The sequence below is a fragment of the Mycobacterium sp. IDUB_19 genome (assembly GCF_055419445.1).
Genome location: NZ_JBVAXR010000008.1, coordinates 1 through 17,560, shown reverse-complemented (window position 1 = coordinate 17,560; position 17,560 = coordinate 1). Strand labels below are relative to the sequence as shown.

The window sequence follows — 17,560 nt, the reverse complement described above, 5'->3', positions numbered from 1 at the left end:
CTCGATATCGGTGGACTGGTGGGCGACTGTGGTCGCCGGTGCGATCGCCGCGTTGGCGGTGGCCGATGCGCTCGGAAAGATTCCGTGGTGACCGCATGAGCACCACTGGAATCGAGCCGCAAGAAACGCTGGAAGAACCGACCTTTACCAGCAGGCGGCCGCTGGACTACCTGCCGGGTGTTTTGCTGCTGATCGCCGTCGGCCTGCTGGGCAAATACGCCCAGATCTGGTGGAACACGCTCGCCAAACACGAACACTGGCGGTTGCCCGATATCGAATACGTGTTGTGGGCCATTGTGATTGGGCTGCTGATCACCAACACCGTCGGCCTGCACCGGATATTTCGTCCGGGCGTGCAGACTTACGAATTCTGGCTCAAGATCGGGATCGTGGTGCTGGGCGCGCGTTTCGTGCTCGGCGATATCGCCAAGCTCGGCGCGATCAGCCTGGTCCAGATTCTGGTGGACATGACGATCGCCGGAACCGTCATCATCGTGGTGGCGCGGGCTTTCGGGTTATCCGGCAAGCTGGGCTCGCTGCTGGCGATAGGCACGTCGATTTGCGGGGTGTCGGCGATCGTGGCGGCCAAGGGCGCGATCCGCGCCCGCAACTCCGAGGTCAGCTACGCCATCGCGGCCATCCTGGCGTTGGGCGCGGTGTCGCTGTTCGTGCTGCCGCCGCTGGGACATGCGATCGGGCTGACGGATCACGAATTCGGGCTGTGGGCAGGTCTTTCCGTGGACAACACTGCCGAGACCACCGCCACCGGCTACCTGTACTCCGACCACGCCGGCAAGATCGCGGTGCTGGTCAAGTCGACCCGCAACGCGCTGATCGGGTTTGTCGTCCTGGGTTTCGCGCTGTACTGGGCCGCGCGCGGACAGGCCGATGAGATCGCCCCCGGCGCAAAAGCCAAGGCGGCGTTCATCTGGCAGAAATTCCCGAAGTTCGTGCTGGGTTTCCTGGCGGTGTCGGCGATCGCGACCGCCGGCTGGCTGACGAAGGGGCAAACCACCAACCTGGCGAACGTGTCGAAATGGGCGTTTCTCCTCACCTTCGCCGGCGTCGGGCTCAACACCGATTTCCGCCAAATCGCGCGCACCGGATGGCGCCCTCTCGTCGTGGCTGTGATAGGACTCACAGTCGTCGCGACGGTCTCGCTGGGCATCGTCCTGCTGACCTCGCGCGTATTCCATTGGGGCGTAAGCATCTAGCGAGAGAATCTCGCGAGGCGCAACACGCCGGTCCGCGGGCAAGACGGTAACGTGACGCCCATGCAGAACTCGTCCGTCGTTACCCTGCTGCGCAACACCCGGTCGGACGCCTAACCGCCGAAGCCTGACATGTGGATCACCCTGCTGGTAATGGCCTTCGCGATGAGCGTCGAGCCGTTCCGGATCGGCATGACCGTGCTGATGCTCAACCGACCCAGACCGATGCTGCAACTCTTCGCATTCCTCTGCGGAGGCTTCGCGATGGGCATGAGCGTGGGCCTGGCCGTGGTGTTCGGACTTCAGCGCAGGCTGCTCAGTTCGTCGCACATCACGTTGCCGAAACTTCAGATCCTGATCGGCGGGACGGCCGTGGTTGTCGCCGTCGCGCTGAGTGCACAGGTCGTGCTCAGGGACAAGGTCGGGCGCTTCAAATCCCGGACCGCGGACGAGTCGGACGTCCGCGCACATCATGGCCTGGGCAGGTTTTCGAGGCGGCTACTGCACGGGCGTTCGCTGTGGGTGGCGGGGGTGGCGGGTCTTGGGATCGCGTTGCCATCCGTGGATTATCTCGCGGCGTTGGCCGCCATCGTGGCCTCCGGGACTGCCGCCATGACACAGTTCGGTGCGCTGCTGATGTTTCACGTGGTGGCGTTCGCGCTCGTGGAGATCCCGCTTTTGGCCTACCTGCTGGCGCCCCAGCAGACGCGCGCCTGGATGGTCGCGCTGCAAATTTGGATCCGGTCGCGCCGGCGCGTCGAGGTCGCCAGCTTGTTGGCCGCGGCCGGGTGTGTGCTGGTATTCATCGGTATGCGAAGTCTTTAAGCGGGCGCGGTTGAACCTTGGCGGTCGCGGCGCACATACATTTCGGCGAGGAATTGCTCGACTGCCACCGCGGCGTGCGCCGCGCGGGCCGAGCCGAACATCTCGAACGCGTGCTGCGCCCAAGGCAACTCGGCGTACACCACGGGCTGGCGGCTGACCTCGCGAAGTCGGGCCGTGAAGCTGCGGGCTTGCTCGACGGGGACCAACGAGTCGTTGGTGCCGTGCAGCACGAAAAACGGTGGGGCATCTTGATGGATGTGGGCAATCGGCGAAGCCGCGCGGAACGGCTCGGCGATCTCCGTGCGGCTTAGCTTGAATACGTTCTTGGCCACCATTGCCGCCATCATCGGGTGTATCGCGTCGCCGGTCGCGGTGAAATCGTAGACGCCGTAGAACGGCACCGCCACGTCCACCCGGGTGTCGGCATCTTCAAAGCCCGGCTGAAACCGCGGATCGTTCGGGGTGAGTGCGGCCAGCGAAGTCAGGTGTCCGCCGGCCGAACCCCCGGTGATCGCAATCCAGTCCGGGTCGCCGCCGTAGGAGGCGATGTTCTCCTTTGTCCACGCGATCGCGCGCTTGACGTCGACGATGTGGTCGGGCCAGGTGGAGCGCGGGCTGAGTCGGTAGTTGATCGCCACGCAGATCCAACCCAATTCGGCCAAGTGACTCATCAACGGATGTGCCTGTCCGCGTTTGTTCCCCACCATCCAGGCACCGCCGGGGATCTGCAGCAACACCGGAGCCCGCCCGTCACGGTCGAGGTCGGGCCGTCGCCAGATGTCGAGGTGGTTGCGCGAACCGAACTCGCCGTAACTGATGTCGCCGTGGTGCGCGTAGTCGCGGTAGATCCGCAGCATGCGGGCGGCGCCGGGCTTCTTCGCGGTCGCTCCGCCGGGCGCGGGCCGCTTCCACAGATCACCGGACTCGGTTCGGCGGTCGGTACCCAAGCCGGCGTCGAGCGCGGCGGTCAGCGGCTCGTTGGCCTTGCGCCCGACATGACGCAACCCGAGCAGTCCCAGCCACGACACCGCCGACAGCAGCCAGCTCAATCGCCGTGTGCGCGGGGGCAACCGGCGCGACAGCGCCGCCAGGGTGGTGAACTGGACACCGAGCATCGCCAGCGGGAGCTCGGAGGCGAATACGCCATAGGCGAACGCGAAAACGGAGCCGTATCCGCCCCTGCTCAACGGCCGATATCCGTTGGCGGCGAATGCGACACTCAGAATCGACGCCAATACGGCTCGCAGTCGTTTCACTGCTGTCCTTTCCGTGGAACGCCGGCACGTCATTCATGCCGTCCCCACGTTAACGCTCAGGTTGCGTCGGCTTGTGACGGCCCGGCCCTGCCGGCCTGCGCCGGGTCTTCCACGATGTGGTAGGCCGGGTCGACCATCGACATCGGCCGGCTGCCGCTCTGCCTGGGCTTGCCGATGATCCGCAATAGCTGACCGGGCTGGATGTCGGCGCCCCCATGCCCGGGACGGAAGGTAACGCTGATCTCGCCGCTGTGGTCGCCGACGACGATCGACCGAAGTGTGCGTCTGCCTTCGTTGGTGTCCTCGACCTCGCTGACCCGTCCCTCGAAGGTGGCGCGGTGTCCCGGAATCAGGCCCGCCACGGTGAGCACCGAACGCGACGGATCGGGATGCTCGAAGGCTTCGACGTCCTGGTCCTCGCCGCGGGCAACCCACGCCCCCAACTTCTCGACTTCGCGCGCGACCCGTTGCTCGATGCGTTCGGGGTACGCCTCCTCGATCCGCGATTGCACGTCGTAAGGCACGATCGTCGCCGCGGCATCCGGGATCAAGCTGACGGCCCGGGCGATCTTGTCGGCGGTGCGGTCGTGGAGCAGCCGTCCGAACAGCGGCGCAAACGTTCGGCGTGGCAACAGCACCGTCACATTGGTATTGCGATGTTCGTCGCGTGCCTTGGCGACAAACACTTGCGCGGCCCGGATGATCCGCCGGTCGGGACAGTCCACAACTCGCAGCCGGGTGTCGAGTTCGAAGTGATCCCAGCGTTTCCGGATTTGCGCGGCGAGCGCCGCGTCGACCATGAAGTGCACCGCGATCATTTCGTCGGCCCGCAGTCCCTTGCCGTAGCGAAGCGCTTCGATCACCGCGAGGTCAACCGAGTTCACGAACACGAACACCTTGTGCCGCGCGTACTTCACCAAATCGGGCCGGTCGGTGCGGAACATCTCGAGAATGGCGGCCTCCGCCCGATATTCCCGGTTCAGACGTATCAGGATGAACACCAAGATGGGAAAGACCACGACTACCAGCCAGGCACCCTCGGTGAACTTCGCCACCGCGAAGATGCCCACCACGACCGTGGACAGGATTCCGGCGGAGAGGTTGATCGCCAGTCGACGCCGCCAGCCCGGTTCCCGGTGCGTCAGATGGTGTTTGGTCATTCCGTAGCCGGCCATCGAGAATCCGGTGAACACGCCGATCGCGTAAAAGGGAACCAGTGCGTTGACCGAGCCGCCGGTCGTCAACAGCAATACCACCGACAGTGCGGTGAGCGCGATGATGCCGTTCGAGAACACCAGGCGGTAACCGCGTTTCATCAGCTGCCGCGGCAGAAAGCGGTCCTCGGCAACGAAACTCGCCAGCGCCGGGAATCCGTTGAAGCTGGTGTTCGCACCGGTGAACAGGATGGCCGCCGTCGATACCTGGACGAGACTGTAGAAGACGTTGCCCACTACCCCGTTGCCGAAGACCGCGCGGGCGACCTCGGATAACACCGATGGATAGCCGGCAACATAGGGGGTGGCGTGGGTGACATGGGCCAGATAAGCCACACCGGCGAGTAAGAACGCGAGAATGCACGCCATGGCAGTGAGCACCCGACGCGCGTTGATGCCCTGCGGCTTCTGGAAAACGGTGACGGTATTGGAGATCGCCTCCACTCCCGTCAGCGAAGAACCGCCATTGGCGAACGCACGCAGCAACACCAGAATCGTCGCGCCCATCACCAAGCCGTTGCTCTGATGGACCGCCACCGTTCCGGCGATGTGGCTGGGGTCGTATACCGGCAAATCTCCGAATATTTCGCGGATGACACCGGTCACGATCGTCAGGGTGATCATGGCGACGAAGAAGTAAGTTGGCACCGCAAACGGCCGCCCCGCTTCCCGTAATCCGCGCAGGTTGGCGTAACAAATGAACAGCACCACGCCGACCGTGATTGCCAGGCTGTAGGGACCCAACGCCGGGACCGCCGACACCACCGCAACCGTTCCCGCCGCCGCCTGCACCGCCACCGTGACGACGTAGTCGATCAGCAGGGCCGCGGCGGCGATCTGAGCGGTCCGGGGCCCGAAGTTCTCCCGGGCGACGATGTAGGACCCGCCCGCCCTGGTGTAGGCCATGACGACCTGGCGATACGACGCGGTCACCAACACCAGAATCACCAAGATGACGCCGGTGATGGGCAGCAGCAGCGCAAAAGCCGCCAGCCCGGCCGCCGGCAGCAGTTCGATCAGGATCTGCTCGGTGCCGTAGGCGGTCGACGAGATCGCATCCGGCGAAAGTGCACCCAGCGCAACCGGATTCGACAGCTTCTCGCCTGCCAGATCATCGGTGATCAGCGGCTTCCCGAGAAAGAGGCGTTTGCCTATGTCCTCGATCGACAGCGGGATGCGCAGTTTGCCAGCCGAAGTTGTCACGACAGGATTCCTTACCCCGAGCGGTTGGGTAATGCCTTCGATGCATTGTGCCGGTTCAGCCGGTCGGGGAAAGATCCGATGCGGAATTTCTCGCGATCAGTGTGCGGGCGATGCGGTGAGCCGCTGCACCGCGGCGTCGATGCGCTCGTCGGTGGCGGTCAGCGCGACGCGGACGTGGCGCCCGCCGCGAGGGCCGTAGAACTCGCCCGGCGCCACCAGGATGCCCAGGCGGGCCAACCACCCGACGCTGTCACGTGACGGCTCGCCGCGGGTAGCCCACAGATACAGCCCGGCCTCGGAATCGTCGATCGCGAAACCCGCCGCGCGCAGGGCCGGCGCCAGGGCGGCCCGACGCCGGGCGTAGCACTCGCGCTGCACCTTCTCGTGGTCGTCGTCGTCCAGCGCAGCCACCATGGCGGACTGCACCGGTGTCGGCACGATCATTCCGGCGTGCTTGCGCACCGCCAGCAGCTCGGCGACCAGGCCGGGATCACCGGCGACGAAGCCGGCCCGGTACCCCGCCAGCGACGAGCTCTTCGACAGCGAATGCACGGCCAGCAATCCGGTGTGGTCACCGTCGCAGACAGCGGGGTGCAACACCGACAGCGGCTCGGCCTCCCAGCCCAACCCCAGGTAGCACTCGTCGGACGCCACCACGACACCACGTTCCCGCGCCCACCCGACGACCTTGCGCAGATGATCGAGGCCCAGTACGCGTCCGGTCGGATTGCTCGGCGAATTCAGGTAGACCAGCGCCGGCGATTGCGGCCCCAGTTGGGTCAGCGAGTCCGCGCGGACCACCTGGGCACCGGCCAGCCGGGCGCCGACGTCGTAGGTGGGATAGGCCAGCTCGGGAACTACGACCACGTCCGCGGGGCCAAGGCCCAGCAGGGTCGGTAGCCAGGCGATGAGTTCCTTGGTGCCGATCACCGGCAGCACGGCGGACTCGGCGAGCCCGGTGACGCCGAAGCGGCGGCCCAGCGCCGTGACCACGGATGCACGCAGCTCTGCGGTGCCGGCAGTGGCGGGATACCCAGGCGCGGAACTAGCGGCGGCCAGCGCCTCTTGAATCACCGGCGCGACGGGGTCTACCGGGGTTCCGATGGACAGGTCGACGACGCCGTCCGGATGGGCCGTGGCCAATGCTTTCGCATCGGCCAGGGTGTCCCAGGGAAACTCCGGCAGGGACGCCGACACAGCAGGCCGGCCCCCCCTGGGCTCCTGCAGCACTGGTCCCCCTCAGTCTCCTTCGCCCTGTGGCGGCAGATCCTTGACCACTTGCGGGTCATTCTCGGTCATCCCGACCTTGGCCGCACCACCGGGCGAGCCCAGCTCAACGAAGAAGTCCGCGTTGATCTGGGTGTATTGGCTCCACTGTTCGGGCACGTCGTCTTCGTAGTAGATCGCCTCGACAGGGCAGACCGGTTCGCAGGCCCCACAGTCCACGCACTCGTCGGGGTGGATGAAAAGCATCCGAGCGCCCTCGTAAATGCAGTCGACGGGGCATTCTTCAATACACGCCTTGTCCTTGATGTCGACGCAGGGCTCGGCGATCGTGTACGTCACGGACGACTCCTCAACGTTTTCTCGATGTACTGCTCGGTGTGGGCTGCTGTTTAACCTCGCCGCGGCGCTCCCGGCCGCCATAAGCAAAGCTTTCGGTTACTGATACTAGACGTTGCACATACACGTCAACTAGTTGGCACGCCACGGCGATGCCGAGTTTCCATACGGGCAGTCTCGCAGCCGTGCAGGTCGCCGTACCGACCATTCGAATGCGGCGACGAGATCGGCGAGCGGTAATCCGCCAGACGATTTCCCGGTGTGACGAACGTCACCCACACGTTGATCGGGAGATGGTTACGTTCGGGGCCGGGCTGGCGAATAACCGTGAAACAAAAGAACGCCCGCGCCGGCTGGTAGCCTCGTCCGAGACGGCAGCCGTCAGGGCAGATCACATAGCCGTCGTTGGCTTCATAAATCCGGGGAAGGTGTCCAAGCATGATGACGCTGTCGTTAAGCAAACTGGCAGCCGCGGTTGGTGGTGCGGCAGTGGCGCTGAGCGCCGCGGCGGGGGTTGCTTCGGCAGACCCCATGGATCCGATCATCAACACAACCTGCAACTACGGGCAGGTGATGGCGGCACTCAACGCGAATGATCCGGCAACCGCCCAGCAGTTGAACGATTCACCGTTCGCGCAGAACTACATCCGGCAGTTCCTCGCCGCTCCGCCTCCCAAGCGCCAGCAGATGGCTGCGCAGATCCAGGGCATGCCGGCGGCCGTGAAGTACTTCAACACGATCCAGCAAGTCGCGGTCGTCTGTAACAACTACTGAGCCAACGGCTCGCTCAGTAACCGCTGAGCAGTAGCCGCAGTCGGCCCAGGGCCTCCGGGCCGACGCGGCTGCAGATTCGCGACGGATCGGCGGGGCGGCGCCCCCACAGCAGCAACACTCGTGCGGCGGCATCGGTTTCCAATGCGGCCGGCCCCTCGGGCGCGGCGAGCCCGATCGTGGTGCGGTGGGTCTGCGCATCGAGCAGGACGTCGTCGGTGCCGGCGACTCGCAGCCGTGCCTCGATCCGCTCGCCCGGCCGCAGCTGCTTGACTCCCTTGGCCAGCAGCGGTCGGCCCACCGCAAAGACGCTGTGCGTCGTCATCCACGGCTCGGCCAACGCGGCCTGGAAGGCCGTCGGGATACCGGGGTCGCCGGTGATGTCCCAGCCATGCAGAACCAGCTCTTCGCGCATGTGCTCGGCGAACCAGGGCACCTTCATCGTGCGACCGGTCCAGGCGACGTCGGTGTCCGCGGGAACCTGATCGGCCGCGGCGGCGACATCGCTGAGGGTGGCCATCCGCTCGGTCAGCGCGTCCCACAGGTCCGCGTCGTCGAGATCGCGCAATGGGCCCTCGCGTTCCTTGAAGCCGCGGGTGCCGACGGGTTCGCCGGCCAGATGCGCGCCCAGCACCCGGGCGAGTTCCTCGGCGTTTCCGGCTTGATGGATGACGATGTCGCGCACGGTCCAGGCTTCACACCAGGTACCGGCTTCGGGTCGACGCTGTTGCACCGCATCGACAAAGGGCTGCCATTCGGGGAATCGGTCTTGGTCAATGGTTGCGCCGATGACTCGCTTCACGGCCTCGGGTATACCCGCGGCCACCGACAACTACGCGGCCAGCGGGCTGTAGTCGGTGGTGCGCTGGCGCGCGGGGCGACCGATCCCCTCGGCGATCGCGGTCAGCTCCGCCACCGTCTTCGCCGACCCGTACTCGGAGCCCGCCATCCGCGAGATGGTCTCCTCCATCAGCGTGCCGCCCAGGTCGTTGGCGCCGCCGTTGAGCATCACCTGGGTGCGCTCGGTCCCGAGCTTGACCCAGCTGGTCTGAATCTGGGAAATGCGGCCGTGCAACATAATTCGCGCCAATGCGTGTACCGCCCGGTTGTCGCGATGGGTGGGCCCGGGACGCGCCGCGCCGGCCAGATACAACGGTGAGCTCTGATGCACGAACGGCAATGGCACGAACTCGGTGAAACCGCCGGTGCGATCCTGGATTTCACGCAGCACATTGAGGTGGCCGACCCAGTGCCGCGGACTGTCTACGTGTCCGTACATCATCGTCGACGACGACCGCAGGCCCACCTCGTGCGCGGTGCTGACGATGTCGATCCACATCGAGGTGGGCAGCTTGCCTTTGGTGAGTACCCAGCGCACTTCGTCGTCGAGGATCTCCGCGGCGGTGCCCGGGATGGTTCCCAGCCCGGCCTCGCGCAGGCTGATCAGCCATTCGCGAACGCTCAGCCCGCTCTTGGTCACGCCGTTGGCGATCTCCATCGGGGAAAACGCGTGCACGTGCATCGACGGGACCCGGGCCTTGACGGCGCGCACCAGGTCGGCGTATCCGGTGACCGGCAACTCGGGGTCGATCCCGCCCTGCATGCACACCTCGGTCGCACCTTCGACGTGCGCCTCCCAGGCGCGGTCGGCGACTTCCTGCGCGGACAGCGAGTACGCGTCGGCGTCGCCCTTGCGCTGCGCGAAAGCACAGAACCGGCAGCCGGTGTAACAGATGTTGGTGAAGTTGATGTTGCGGTTCACCACGAAGGTCACGTCGTCGCCGACCGCGTCGCGGCGCAGTGAATCCGCCAGCGCGACAACCGCTTCCAATGCCGGGCCGTCGGCCGTGGCCAGGGCCAGGTACTCGTCGTCGGTGCAGGCGGCGGGGTTGCGCTCGGCCGAGCGCAACGCGGCGAGCACGTCGGTGTCGATACGCACAGGCGCGGCGGCGGCAAGCTCGTGCACATGCGCGCGGATCGATTCCCAGTCCCCGAACGCACTGTCGAGATCGCTGCGCGCCTCGCTGTTGCGGCCCTCGGTGTCGATCGAGGCATTGAGATCGACCCGTCCGGTCGATTGCGCGTCGTCGGGTTCCTGCCAGGGCAGACCCGTGGGGTTGACGTCGCGCGCCAGCCCGGTCGCCGGATCAGCCAGCGCCACAACATGTCCACGCACCCGCGGGTCGATCCACGCGGCGCCCGCCTGGACGTATTTGGGTTGCGCGGTCAACCGCTGCACCAAGTCGAATCCGGCTTCGGCGGTCACGGCCGCCAGCTCGTCCAAGGCGGGCCAGGGCCGTTCCGGGTTGACGTGGTCGGGCGTCAGCGGTGAAACCCCGCCCCAGTCGTCGACTCCGGCGGCCACCAGCGCCAGGCACTCCTGCCGGGACACCAGGTTCGGCGGCGCCTGGATGCGCATGCCGGGGCCGAGTACCAACCGCGCCACCGCGATCGTCGCCAGGTAGTCCTCGATGCCGGCATCGGGGACACCGGCCATCGCGGTGTGCTCCTTGGCCCGGAAATTCTGCACGATCACTTCTTGAACATGACCGAATTCCTTGTGCGACTTGCGAATCGCATGCAAGGTATCGGCACGTTCGGCCAGCGTCTCCCCGATGCCGACCAGCAGGCCGGTGGTGAACGGAATCGACAACCGGCCTGCATCGGTAAGCGCGCGCAGCCGGACCGCGGGGTCTTTGTCCGGGCTGCCGTAGTGCGCAAGCCCTTTCGTCTCGAAAAGCCGCCGCGACGTCGTCTCGAGCATCATGCCCATCGACGGCGCCACCGGCTTCAACAGCGACATCTCCGACCAGCTCATCACGCCCGGATTCAGGTGCGGCAACAGTCCGGTTTCCTCCAGCACCCGAATCGCCATCGCGCGCACATAGGACAGCGTCGAGTCGTAGCCGCGCTCATCGAGCCAGTCGCGGGCCTCGGGCCAGCGGTCCTCCGGGCGGTCGCCGAGGGTGAATAGTGCTTCCTTGCAACCCAGTTCGGCGCCACGCCGGGCGATGTCGAGGATCTCGTCGGGCTCCAGATACATGCCGGCGCCCTGGGCGCGAAGTTTGCCCGGCACGGTGACAAACGTGCAGTAATGGCAGTTGTCCCGGCAGAGATGAGTGACGGGGATGAACACCTTGCGCGAATAGGTGATCGGCAGCCGGCCGCTTGCGCCGCGCCTGCCCGCCGATTCCAGACCCGCGTCGCGCACCCGCGCCGCGCTCGCACACAAGTCGGCAAGGTCGGCACCGCGCGCGGTCATCGCCACGGCAGCCTCGTCGACGTTCAGCGCGACGCCGTCGCGAGCCCGGCGCAGCACCCGCCGCAGCGCAGACGCGCTGGCCGTAGGCGGAATAGCAGGATTAGGCAGAGCGGTGGGCTCCTCGCCCGGAGTCAGCGGCACCTTGGTGTAACTTCCCAACGATCGAATTTCATCCGCGCGTCCCAGCATCTAAATTTCGGCAACCATGTCGGGTGCCGTATGCGCAACATTAGCGCCAGGCCGGTAAGCGTCAGCCGTAGTGGTGGCCGCGCCGGAACATCACCATTACCGGCGGTGTCACCCCGAGCACGATCAGCAGCAGGGCGCCATAGGCCATCAGCCCACTACCTCCCAAAATGATGTCGTCGGCGGGACCACCCATGCTGATCACCGCCACCGTCAGCAGCCACGTCCACAGCGGCAGCGCCGCCACCCGCGCCGACCGCGTCCATCGGCTGGCGGCCCAGACCAGGGCGGCGTTGACCAAACCGCTGATCAATCCGCTGATCGGAAACGGAATCGTGCCGATATAGCAAGGCAGCAGCAGAGCACCGGCTAGTGCGGATAAGACCCCGTCGACGGCCAATAACGCCAGTACCACGACGCGAATAGCGGGGTCCGTCGCGCCGGCATCCTCAATGGACGCGGCGCGTGGCTTGGTTTCGGTCAGGTCGGGACGCTGTCGATATTGGACATTATGGAGCCGATAACCCACTGCAAGCTGTCCAGTCGGTCCTGCCAATGCTGCTGGTTAGGGTCCAGGTCGGGGTCCATACGAATTCCTTCCGTGGCTGCCTGTATGGCAGCCTACCGCGTCGCGGACCCGCCGAGATTGAGTCCCGCGAGTAGATCGGTCTCCCAGCCCCGCCCATCGCGGTCGCCGGCGGAGCCGGCGACCAGAACGTAGTGCTCCTCACCAAGGATCGGCAGCGCCATGTTGTTCGACAGGGCACAGGCCCGCCCGGTCGGGCCGACGATTACCTGCGTGGCGTGCGCGGTAAGCGCGGCCACCTTGGCGGCCAGCGCATCCGGCGGCGGCGCCACGACGGCGTCGATCTTTTCGTCGGGATACCCGAAGTCGAATTGGTCTTCGGGCGGGATCGCCCAGCCCGGCAGCAGATCGCCGGGGTCCAGTGCGTGCCACCCGGCCATGAACGCGTTGAATCCGATCACCGTCCAGTAGAACTTCGGCACCACCCAGGACTCGCCGGGGTAGTCGGCCCCCTCGAGTCCAGGGCCGGCCGCTTCGACCGCGGCGGTGGTGACGGCGTGGGCCCGGATGTGGTCGGGATGCCCGTATCCCCCGTTGGGGTCGTAGGTGACGACGACGTGCGGGCGTAGCCGGCGAATGATGGCGACCAGCGCCCCGACGGCCTCGCCTTCGTCGGCGTCGACGAACCGTTCGCGGCGCCGCTTCTCGGCGCCCGCCATCCCCGAGTCGCGCCAGCGTCCCGCGCCACCGAGATAGATAGGCGCACCGATGCCCAGCGCATGCAATGCCGCGGTGAGTTCGCCGATCCGATAGCCGCCGAGTTGGTCCGCACGATCGACCGCGAGCTCGGCCCAGCGGTCCCCGATGACCTCGCCCTCCTCGCCGAGCGTGCAGGTTACGACGCTCACCTGAGCCCCGCGCGCGGCGTAGTAGGCGATCGTGGCGCCGTTGCTGAGGCTTTCGTCGTCGGGATGTGCGTGGACGAACAACAGCCGCGGAGTCTCGGGCATGGACGCACCCTACCCGCAGCCGAACCGGTAATCTCGATCGTTGTGTTGCACCAGGGCGCACCAAATAGGAACGCCTACGGCTACTATCGAGAAATGCCGCAAGCCACCCAAGTAGCGCCGACTGGCATCCGCAGCCGCCGGCGCGGCGAGGTGCTCGAGCGCGCGCTCTACGAGGCCACGCTGGCCGAGCTGACCGAGGTCGGATACGGCGGGCTGACGATGGAAGGTATCGCGGCCCGCGCCCAGACCGGCAAGGCCGCGCTGTACCGGCGCTGGTGCAGCAAGCACGACCTGGTGCACGCCGCACTGGTGTTCGCGCTGCCGACACTGCCCGAACCGCGGTCCGGGCGCTCCGCGCGCGAGACCCTGCTGACGGTGTTCACCTCGCACCGCGACATCTTGGCCGGCAAGACGGCTTTTCCCGGGCTGGACATCATTCACCAGCTGCTGCACGAACCCGAGATGCGCGCCATCTTCGCCGATGCCGTGGTGGGCCCCAGGCTGAAGATCATCGATTCGATCCTGCAGGCCGCCGTCGAGGCCGGCGATATCGATCCGGCCACGCTGACCCCGCTGACCGCGCGCATCGGCCCGGCCCTGATCAACCAGCACTTCCTGCTCACCGGCGAACCGCCGAATCGGCGCGAGCTGGCGCTGGTCGTCGACACCGTGATCCCGCCGCGGGCGGCCTCGGACGGCTGATCTCGCCGCTAGGGTCCCGTTTTCACCCATTGACCGGCGTCGCCGACGATGCCGACCGGCACCGCACCCGTGAGGCTGACGTTCTGCACGCTCGGGCCCGCGCCGACGATCGTGGTGTCCTGCAGGATCGGCAATACGGTCGACATGTTCCACAGCCGCGGTTCCACCGCGGTGATCACGTCGTTGATGCTCTTGGTGCCGTTGAGGGCGGCATCGATGTTGGATTGAAGGCTGCGGTCGCAGATCCCGGTGAGGTTCGACGGCGCCTGCACCAGGGCCCCGGGCTCGGGCGGACGACTGGGCGCCGTCGGCGTCGGCGTTACCGGGGTGCTCACCGGCGCGGCCGGTGAGGTCGAGGCGACGGGTGTGGTCGTCGGCGGCGCAGTCGCGGTCGGTACCGCGGTCGCCTCCAATGCGGGGCAGCCATAGCGCGACGCGAGCAGCGTCGCCAGGTTTCCACCGGCCTGATGCCAGCCGACGATGGCGTCCACCTGGTTGTTGGTCAGCGCGTCGCGATACAGCGTCACCGGATCCAGCGCCGCCACCGACGCGGCGAGGCCGACGTTGCGCAACTGGTCCGCGGCGGTGTTGGCCACCGCCACCGAGGTCGGGTCGTTCGACGCCACCCCGATCACCAGCGACAGCTGCTTGCCGTCCTTGCTGATCCGGCCGCGGATCACTTCCGGCGGCCCCGTAGTCGGCGGGGGGGTCGTGGACTCGGGCGTCGGCGGGCTGTTCTCGACCTGGTAGCCGGCCGCCGAAAACAGTGCCAGCGCAGCCTGTTTGGTCATCGCGGGCGGCGCGCTCGGTTCATAGCCGGGGTCGCTGGGTGCCCGAATCTGGGCCTGGTCCAGCGAGATGGTGTTGTCGCTGCCGGCGCCCACGGCGGCGAGCAGGTCGACGTCGAGCAGTCCCAGAATCCCCTTACGGACTTGCGTGTCGGCCAGCTGAGGCTGGTTGGCGCGCAGCGTGAGCTGCATGACCCGCGGCGTCATGATCCGGGCGGTCCGCACGTCGGGAATGGCCGACAGCTGAGCGAAAGACGCTGAGCCACCGTGCACCTGGGCCACCTGGGTGTCGCCGTTACGTACCGAGTCGGCCAGCGCGGCCGGCGCACCGGCCCGGCGGAACTGGATCAGGGCGGGTTTGGCGGGCGGGCCCCAATAGCGGTCATTGCGGGCGATCAGGATCTCATCGCGCTGCGGGTCGATGTTTTCCACCCGGAATTGCCCGCCGGTGACCGTCAGCGACTTGACCAGTCCGGCGGCGAAGCCGCCCGGCACATCCTTGACGATGTGCGCCGGCAGCAGATCGCTGAACAGTTCCTTCCATGCCGGATACGGCTGCGCGAAGGTGACAACGGCCTGCTTACCACCTTCCAGCGACTGCACGCCAGTGATCAGGTCGTAGCCGGCCGGGTCGACCACCCCTGGTTGAGTGACCATTTGATGCCACAGGTACCAGAAGTCGTCGGCGCCGATCGGGGCATTGTCCGTCCATTGCGCCTCGGGCCGGATCTTGTATGCCACCGTGAACGGGTTCTGGTTGGTCACCTCGGCGGAGACCAGCAGCGTCGCGTCCATCTCCCAGCGCGAACCCGTGGCTGCGTTGGGATCGGGCACCGGCCGAAATGCGCTGGGCAGCACCAGGGCACTGATCGCCGCGTTCACCGGAGACAGGTCGGACAGCAGATGCGGGTTGAAGCCGGCGCCGATCGAGTCGATGCCCATGATGATCTGGGTGACCCGCTGCGGCGGCGGCGGTGTGTTGTGCGGCGTATCGGTGCTCTGCGGTGCCGGCGGCGGACTGACGGTGCAGGCCGCCAGCGTCAGGCCCACCACTGCGAGCAGCACGCCGACCATCAGCAAAATGTGGCGGGCTCGGTGCAGCACGACCATCAGGGTATCGACCGCCTCCCCGGCGGCTTTGCGAATCCTGCCGGCGTTGGGCAACAACAAGCTAGCCCCGAGCCTTTGCTCGCGCCTTGCTGCGGGCCCGGGAGGTGGCGTCCAGTTCGACCTTGCGGACCCGCACGATCTCCGGCGTCACCTCGACGCATTCGTCGTTCGCACAGAATTCCATGGCCTGCTCCAGGTCAAGCTGAAGTGGCTTGGCCAACGTCTCGAACACGTCGGCGGTCGAGGACCGCATGTTGGTCAGCTTCTTCTCGCGGGTGACGTTGACGTCGAGGTCTTCGGCGCGCGGGTTGATCCCGACGACCTGGCCCTCATAGGTGTCATCACCGGGCTCGACAAAGAACTGCCCACGATCGGACAGCTGGATCATCGCGAACGGCGTGACCGAACCGGTCCGGTCGGACACCAGCGACCCGGTGTGCCGGGCCCGGATCTCGCCGGCCCACGGACGGTAGCCGTCGAAGACGGCGTTGGCGATGCCGGTGCCCCGGGTGAGGGTGAGGAAGTCGGTGCGGAAGCCGATCAGGCCGCGGCTGGGCACGATGAAGTCCATCCGGACCCAGCCGGCCGCGTGGTTGGTCATCTCCTCCATCCGGCCCTTGCGGGCGGCCATCAATTGGGTGATGGCGCCGACGAACTCGTCGGGACAGTCGATCGTCATGGCCTCGAACGGTTCGTGCAGCTTGCCGTCGATCGTCCTGGTGACCACCTGCGGCTTGCCGACGGTGAGCTCGAAACCCTCCCGGCGCATCTGCTCGACCAGCACCGCCAATGCGAGCTCACCTCGGCCCTGCACTTCCCACGCGTCGGGCCGGTCGATGTCGACGACCTTGATCGACACATTGCCGACCAGTTCGGAGTCCAGCCGCGACTTCACCATGCGGGCGGTCAACTTGTGTCCGGACACCTTCCCCGCCAGCGGGGACGTGTTGGTGCCGATGGTCACCGAGATGGCCGGTTCGTCGACGGTGATGCGCGGCAGCGCGTGCGCGTGGTCGGGGTCCGCCAGCGTGTCGCCGATCATGATCTCGGGCAAGCCCGCGACGGCGACGATGTCGCCCGCGACGGCCTCGTCGGTAGACGTGCGCTCCACGCCCTCGGTGACGAGCAGTTCGGTGATCTTGGCGTTCGTGATGACCGGATGGCCGTCCACCTCGCGCATCCAGGCGACCTGCTGGCCCTTGCGGATCCGGCCCTTGTAGATCCGGATGAGCGCGAGCCGGCCGAGGAAGGCCGAGGCGTCGAGGTTGGTCACCAACGCCTGCAACGGGGCGTCGGGGTCACCCTGCGGCGGCGGGATGTTCTCGAGCAGCACGTCGAACAGCGGGTCGAGGTTGTCGCCGTCGGGATTCTCACCATTGGCGGGTTCGGTGGTGCTGGCGATGCCGGCGCGACCGGACGCATACAGGGTCGGCAGTCCGAGCGCATCTTCCGCGGCCTTCTGCGCCTCATCGTCGAGGTCGGAGGCGACGTCGAGCAACAGGTCGTGGCTCTCGGAGACGACCTCGGCGATGCGCGCATCGGGCCGGTCGGTCTTGTTCACCACCAAGATGACGGGCAGATGCGCCGCCAGCGCCTTCCGCAGCACGAACCGGGTCTGCGGAAGTGGGCCCTCGGAGGCATCGACCAGCAGCAGCACACCGTCGACCATCGACAGCCCGCGCTCCACCTCACCACCGAAGTCGGCGTGCCCAGGCGTGTCGATCACGTTGATCACCGTCACGCTGCCGTCCGGGTTCTTGCGGTGGACGGCGGTGTTCTTGGCCAGGATGGTGATGCCCTTTTCCTTCTCCAGGTCACCGGAGTCCATCAGTCGTTCGACGGTGTCGTCGCCGCGGTGGGTCAGGGCGCCGGACTGCCGAAGCATCGCGTCGACCAGGGTGGTTTTTCCGTGGTCGACGTGGGCGACGATGGC

Annotated in this window: 14 protein-coding genes; 4 read left to right on the top strand and 10 right to left on the bottom strand. The window is 66.6% G+C overall.

Translation table 11 applies throughout. From position 1 onward, the window contains the following. Positions 1–95: 95 nt before the first annotated feature. Both ACZY0B_RS09040 and ACZY0B_RS09035 read left to right on the top strand, forming a co-directional pair. Positions 96–1,214 (top strand): YeiH family protein, encoded by a 1,119-nt coding sequence (locus ACZY0B_RS09040; RefSeq protein ID WP_463763755.1) that lies wholly within the window; start codon positions 96–98, stop codon positions 1,212–1,214. 129 nt (positions 1,215–1,343) lie between these two features. Further along, the gene (locus tag ACZY0B_RS09035; RefSeq protein WP_463763754.1) at positions 1,344–2,036 is read left to right on the top strand and encodes a GAP family protein; all 693 of its coding nucleotides are present in this window, start codon (positions 1,344–1,346) and stop codon (positions 2,034–2,036) included. Here the strand turns inward: ACZY0B_RS09035 and ACZY0B_RS09030 are convergent. From ACZY0B_RS09030 to fdxA, 4 genes are all read right to left on the bottom strand, one after another. Then, entirely contained in the window at positions 2,033–3,325 is a 1,293-nt protein-coding gene (locus tag ACZY0B_RS09030) for an alpha/beta hydrolase fold domain-containing protein (protein WP_463763753.1), read from the bottom strand. The two genes, ACZY0B_RS09035 and ACZY0B_RS09030, sit on opposite strands and share 4 nt — an antisense overlap. 23 nt (positions 3,326–3,348) lie before the next feature. After that, positions 3,349–5,709 carry an APC family permease gene (locus ACZY0B_RS09025; protein ID WP_463763752.1) on the bottom strand — a complete coding sequence of 787 codons (2,361 nt, stop codon included), beginning with the start codon at positions 5,707–5,709 and terminating at the stop codon, positions 3,349–3,351. A 96-nt stretch (positions 5,710–5,805) separates the two neighbouring features. Next, on the bottom strand, positions 5,806–6,906 hold the full coding sequence (dapC, locus tag ACZY0B_RS09020; RefSeq protein ID WP_463763751.1) for a succinyldiaminopimelate transaminase: 1,101 nt from the start codon (positions 6,904–6,906) through the stop codon (positions 5,806–5,808). Positions 6,907–6,948: 42 nt separating this feature from the next. Then, the gene (fdxA, locus tag ACZY0B_RS09015; RefSeq protein ID WP_065050067.1) at positions 6,949–7,275 is read right to left on the bottom strand and encodes a ferredoxin; all 327 of its coding nucleotides are present in this window, start codon (positions 7,273–7,275) and stop codon (positions 6,949–6,951) included. 438 nt (positions 7,276–7,713) lie between these two features. On the opposite strand from fdxA, the gene ACZY0B_RS09010 reads away from it, so the two are divergent. Next, complete coding sequence (locus ACZY0B_RS09010; RefSeq protein ID WP_463763880.1) at positions 7,714–8,046, top strand: hemophore-related protein; 333 nt, start codon at positions 7,714–7,716, stop codon at positions 8,044–8,046. Between the two features lie 13 nt (positions 8,047–8,059). Here ACZY0B_RS09010 and ACZY0B_RS09005 read toward each other — a convergent pair whose 3' ends face one another. From ACZY0B_RS09005 to mshB, 4 genes are all read right to left on the bottom strand, one after another. Further along, positions 8,060–8,821, bottom strand: a complete 762-nt coding sequence (locus ACZY0B_RS09005) for a maleylpyruvate isomerase N-terminal domain-containing protein (RefSeq protein WP_463763879.1) — start codon at positions 8,819–8,821, stop codon at positions 8,060–8,062. Positions 8,822–8,875: 54 nt separating this feature from the next. Further along, a complete protein-coding gene (locus ACZY0B_RS09000) occupies positions 8,876–11,494 on the bottom strand; it encodes a bifunctional FO biosynthesis protein CofGH (RefSeq protein WP_463763750.1) in 2,619 nt (872 codons plus the stop codon). Between the two features lie 61 nt (positions 11,495–11,555). Next, complete coding sequence (locus ACZY0B_RS08995; RefSeq protein ID WP_463763749.1) at positions 11,556–12,020, bottom strand: hypothetical protein; 465 nt, start codon at positions 12,018–12,020, stop codon at positions 11,556–11,558. A gap of 92 nt (positions 12,021–12,112) precedes the next feature. Continuing rightward, positions 12,113–13,027 (bottom strand): N-acetyl-1-D-myo-inositol-2-amino-2-deoxy-alpha-D-glucopyranoside deacetylase, encoded by a 915-nt coding sequence (gene mshB, locus ACZY0B_RS08990; RefSeq protein WP_463763748.1) that lies wholly within the window; start codon positions 13,025–13,027, stop codon positions 12,113–12,115. Positions 13,028–13,120: 93 nt separating this feature from the next. On the opposite strand from mshB, the gene ACZY0B_RS08985 reads away from it, so the two are divergent. Further along, the gene (locus ACZY0B_RS08985; protein WP_463763747.1) at positions 13,121–13,729 is read left to right on the top strand and encodes a TetR/AcrR family transcriptional regulator; all 609 of its coding nucleotides are present in this window, start codon (positions 13,121–13,123) and stop codon (positions 13,727–13,729) included. A gap of 8 nt (positions 13,730–13,737) precedes the next feature. Here ACZY0B_RS08985 and ACZY0B_RS08980 read toward each other — a convergent pair whose 3' ends face one another. Beyond that, on the bottom strand, positions 13,738–15,591 hold the full coding sequence (locus ACZY0B_RS08980) for an ABC transporter family substrate-binding protein (protein ID WP_463763878.1): 1,854 nt from the start codon (positions 15,589–15,591) through the stop codon (positions 13,738–13,740). A gap of 97 nt (positions 15,592–15,688) precedes the next feature. Next, positions 15,689–17,560: translational GTPase TypA (gene typA / locus ACZY0B_RS08975; protein ID WP_463763746.1), on the bottom strand; the 1,872-nt coding region annotated here is incomplete at its 5' end.

Excerpts from the sequence above, each read along its gene's own strand:
- ACZY0B_RS09040 (WP_463763755.1), top strand. The coding sequence starts at position 96 with ATGAGCACCACTGGAATCGAGCCGCAAGAAACGCTGGAAGAACCGACC.
- ACZY0B_RS09035 (WP_463763754.1), top strand. The coding sequence starts at position 1,344 with ATGTGGATCACCCTGCTGGTAATGGCCTTCGCGATGAGCGTCGAGCCG.
- ACZY0B_RS09030 (WP_463763753.1), bottom strand. The coding sequence starts at position 3,325 with ATGACGTGCCGGCGTTCCACGGAAAGGACAGCAGTGAAACGACTGCGA.
- ACZY0B_RS09010 (WP_463763880.1), top strand. The coding sequence starts at position 7,714 with ATGACGCTGTCGTTAAGCAAACTGGCAGCCGCGGTTGGTGGTGCGGCA.
- ACZY0B_RS09000 (WP_463763750.1), bottom strand. The coding sequence starts at position 11,494 with ATGCTGGGACGCGCGGATGAAATTCGATCGTTGGGAAGTTACACCAAG.
- mshB (WP_463763748.1), bottom strand. The coding sequence starts at position 13,027 with ATGCCCGAGACTCCGCGGCTGTTGTTCGTCCACGCACATCCCGACGAC.
- ACZY0B_RS08985 (WP_463763747.1), top strand. The coding sequence starts at position 13,121 with ATGCCGCAAGCCACCCAAGTAGCGCCGACTGGCATCCGCAGCCGCCGG.
- ACZY0B_RS08980 (WP_463763878.1), bottom strand. The coding sequence starts at position 15,591 with ATGGTCGGCGTGCTGCTCGCAGTGGTGGGCCTGACGCTGGCGGCCTGC.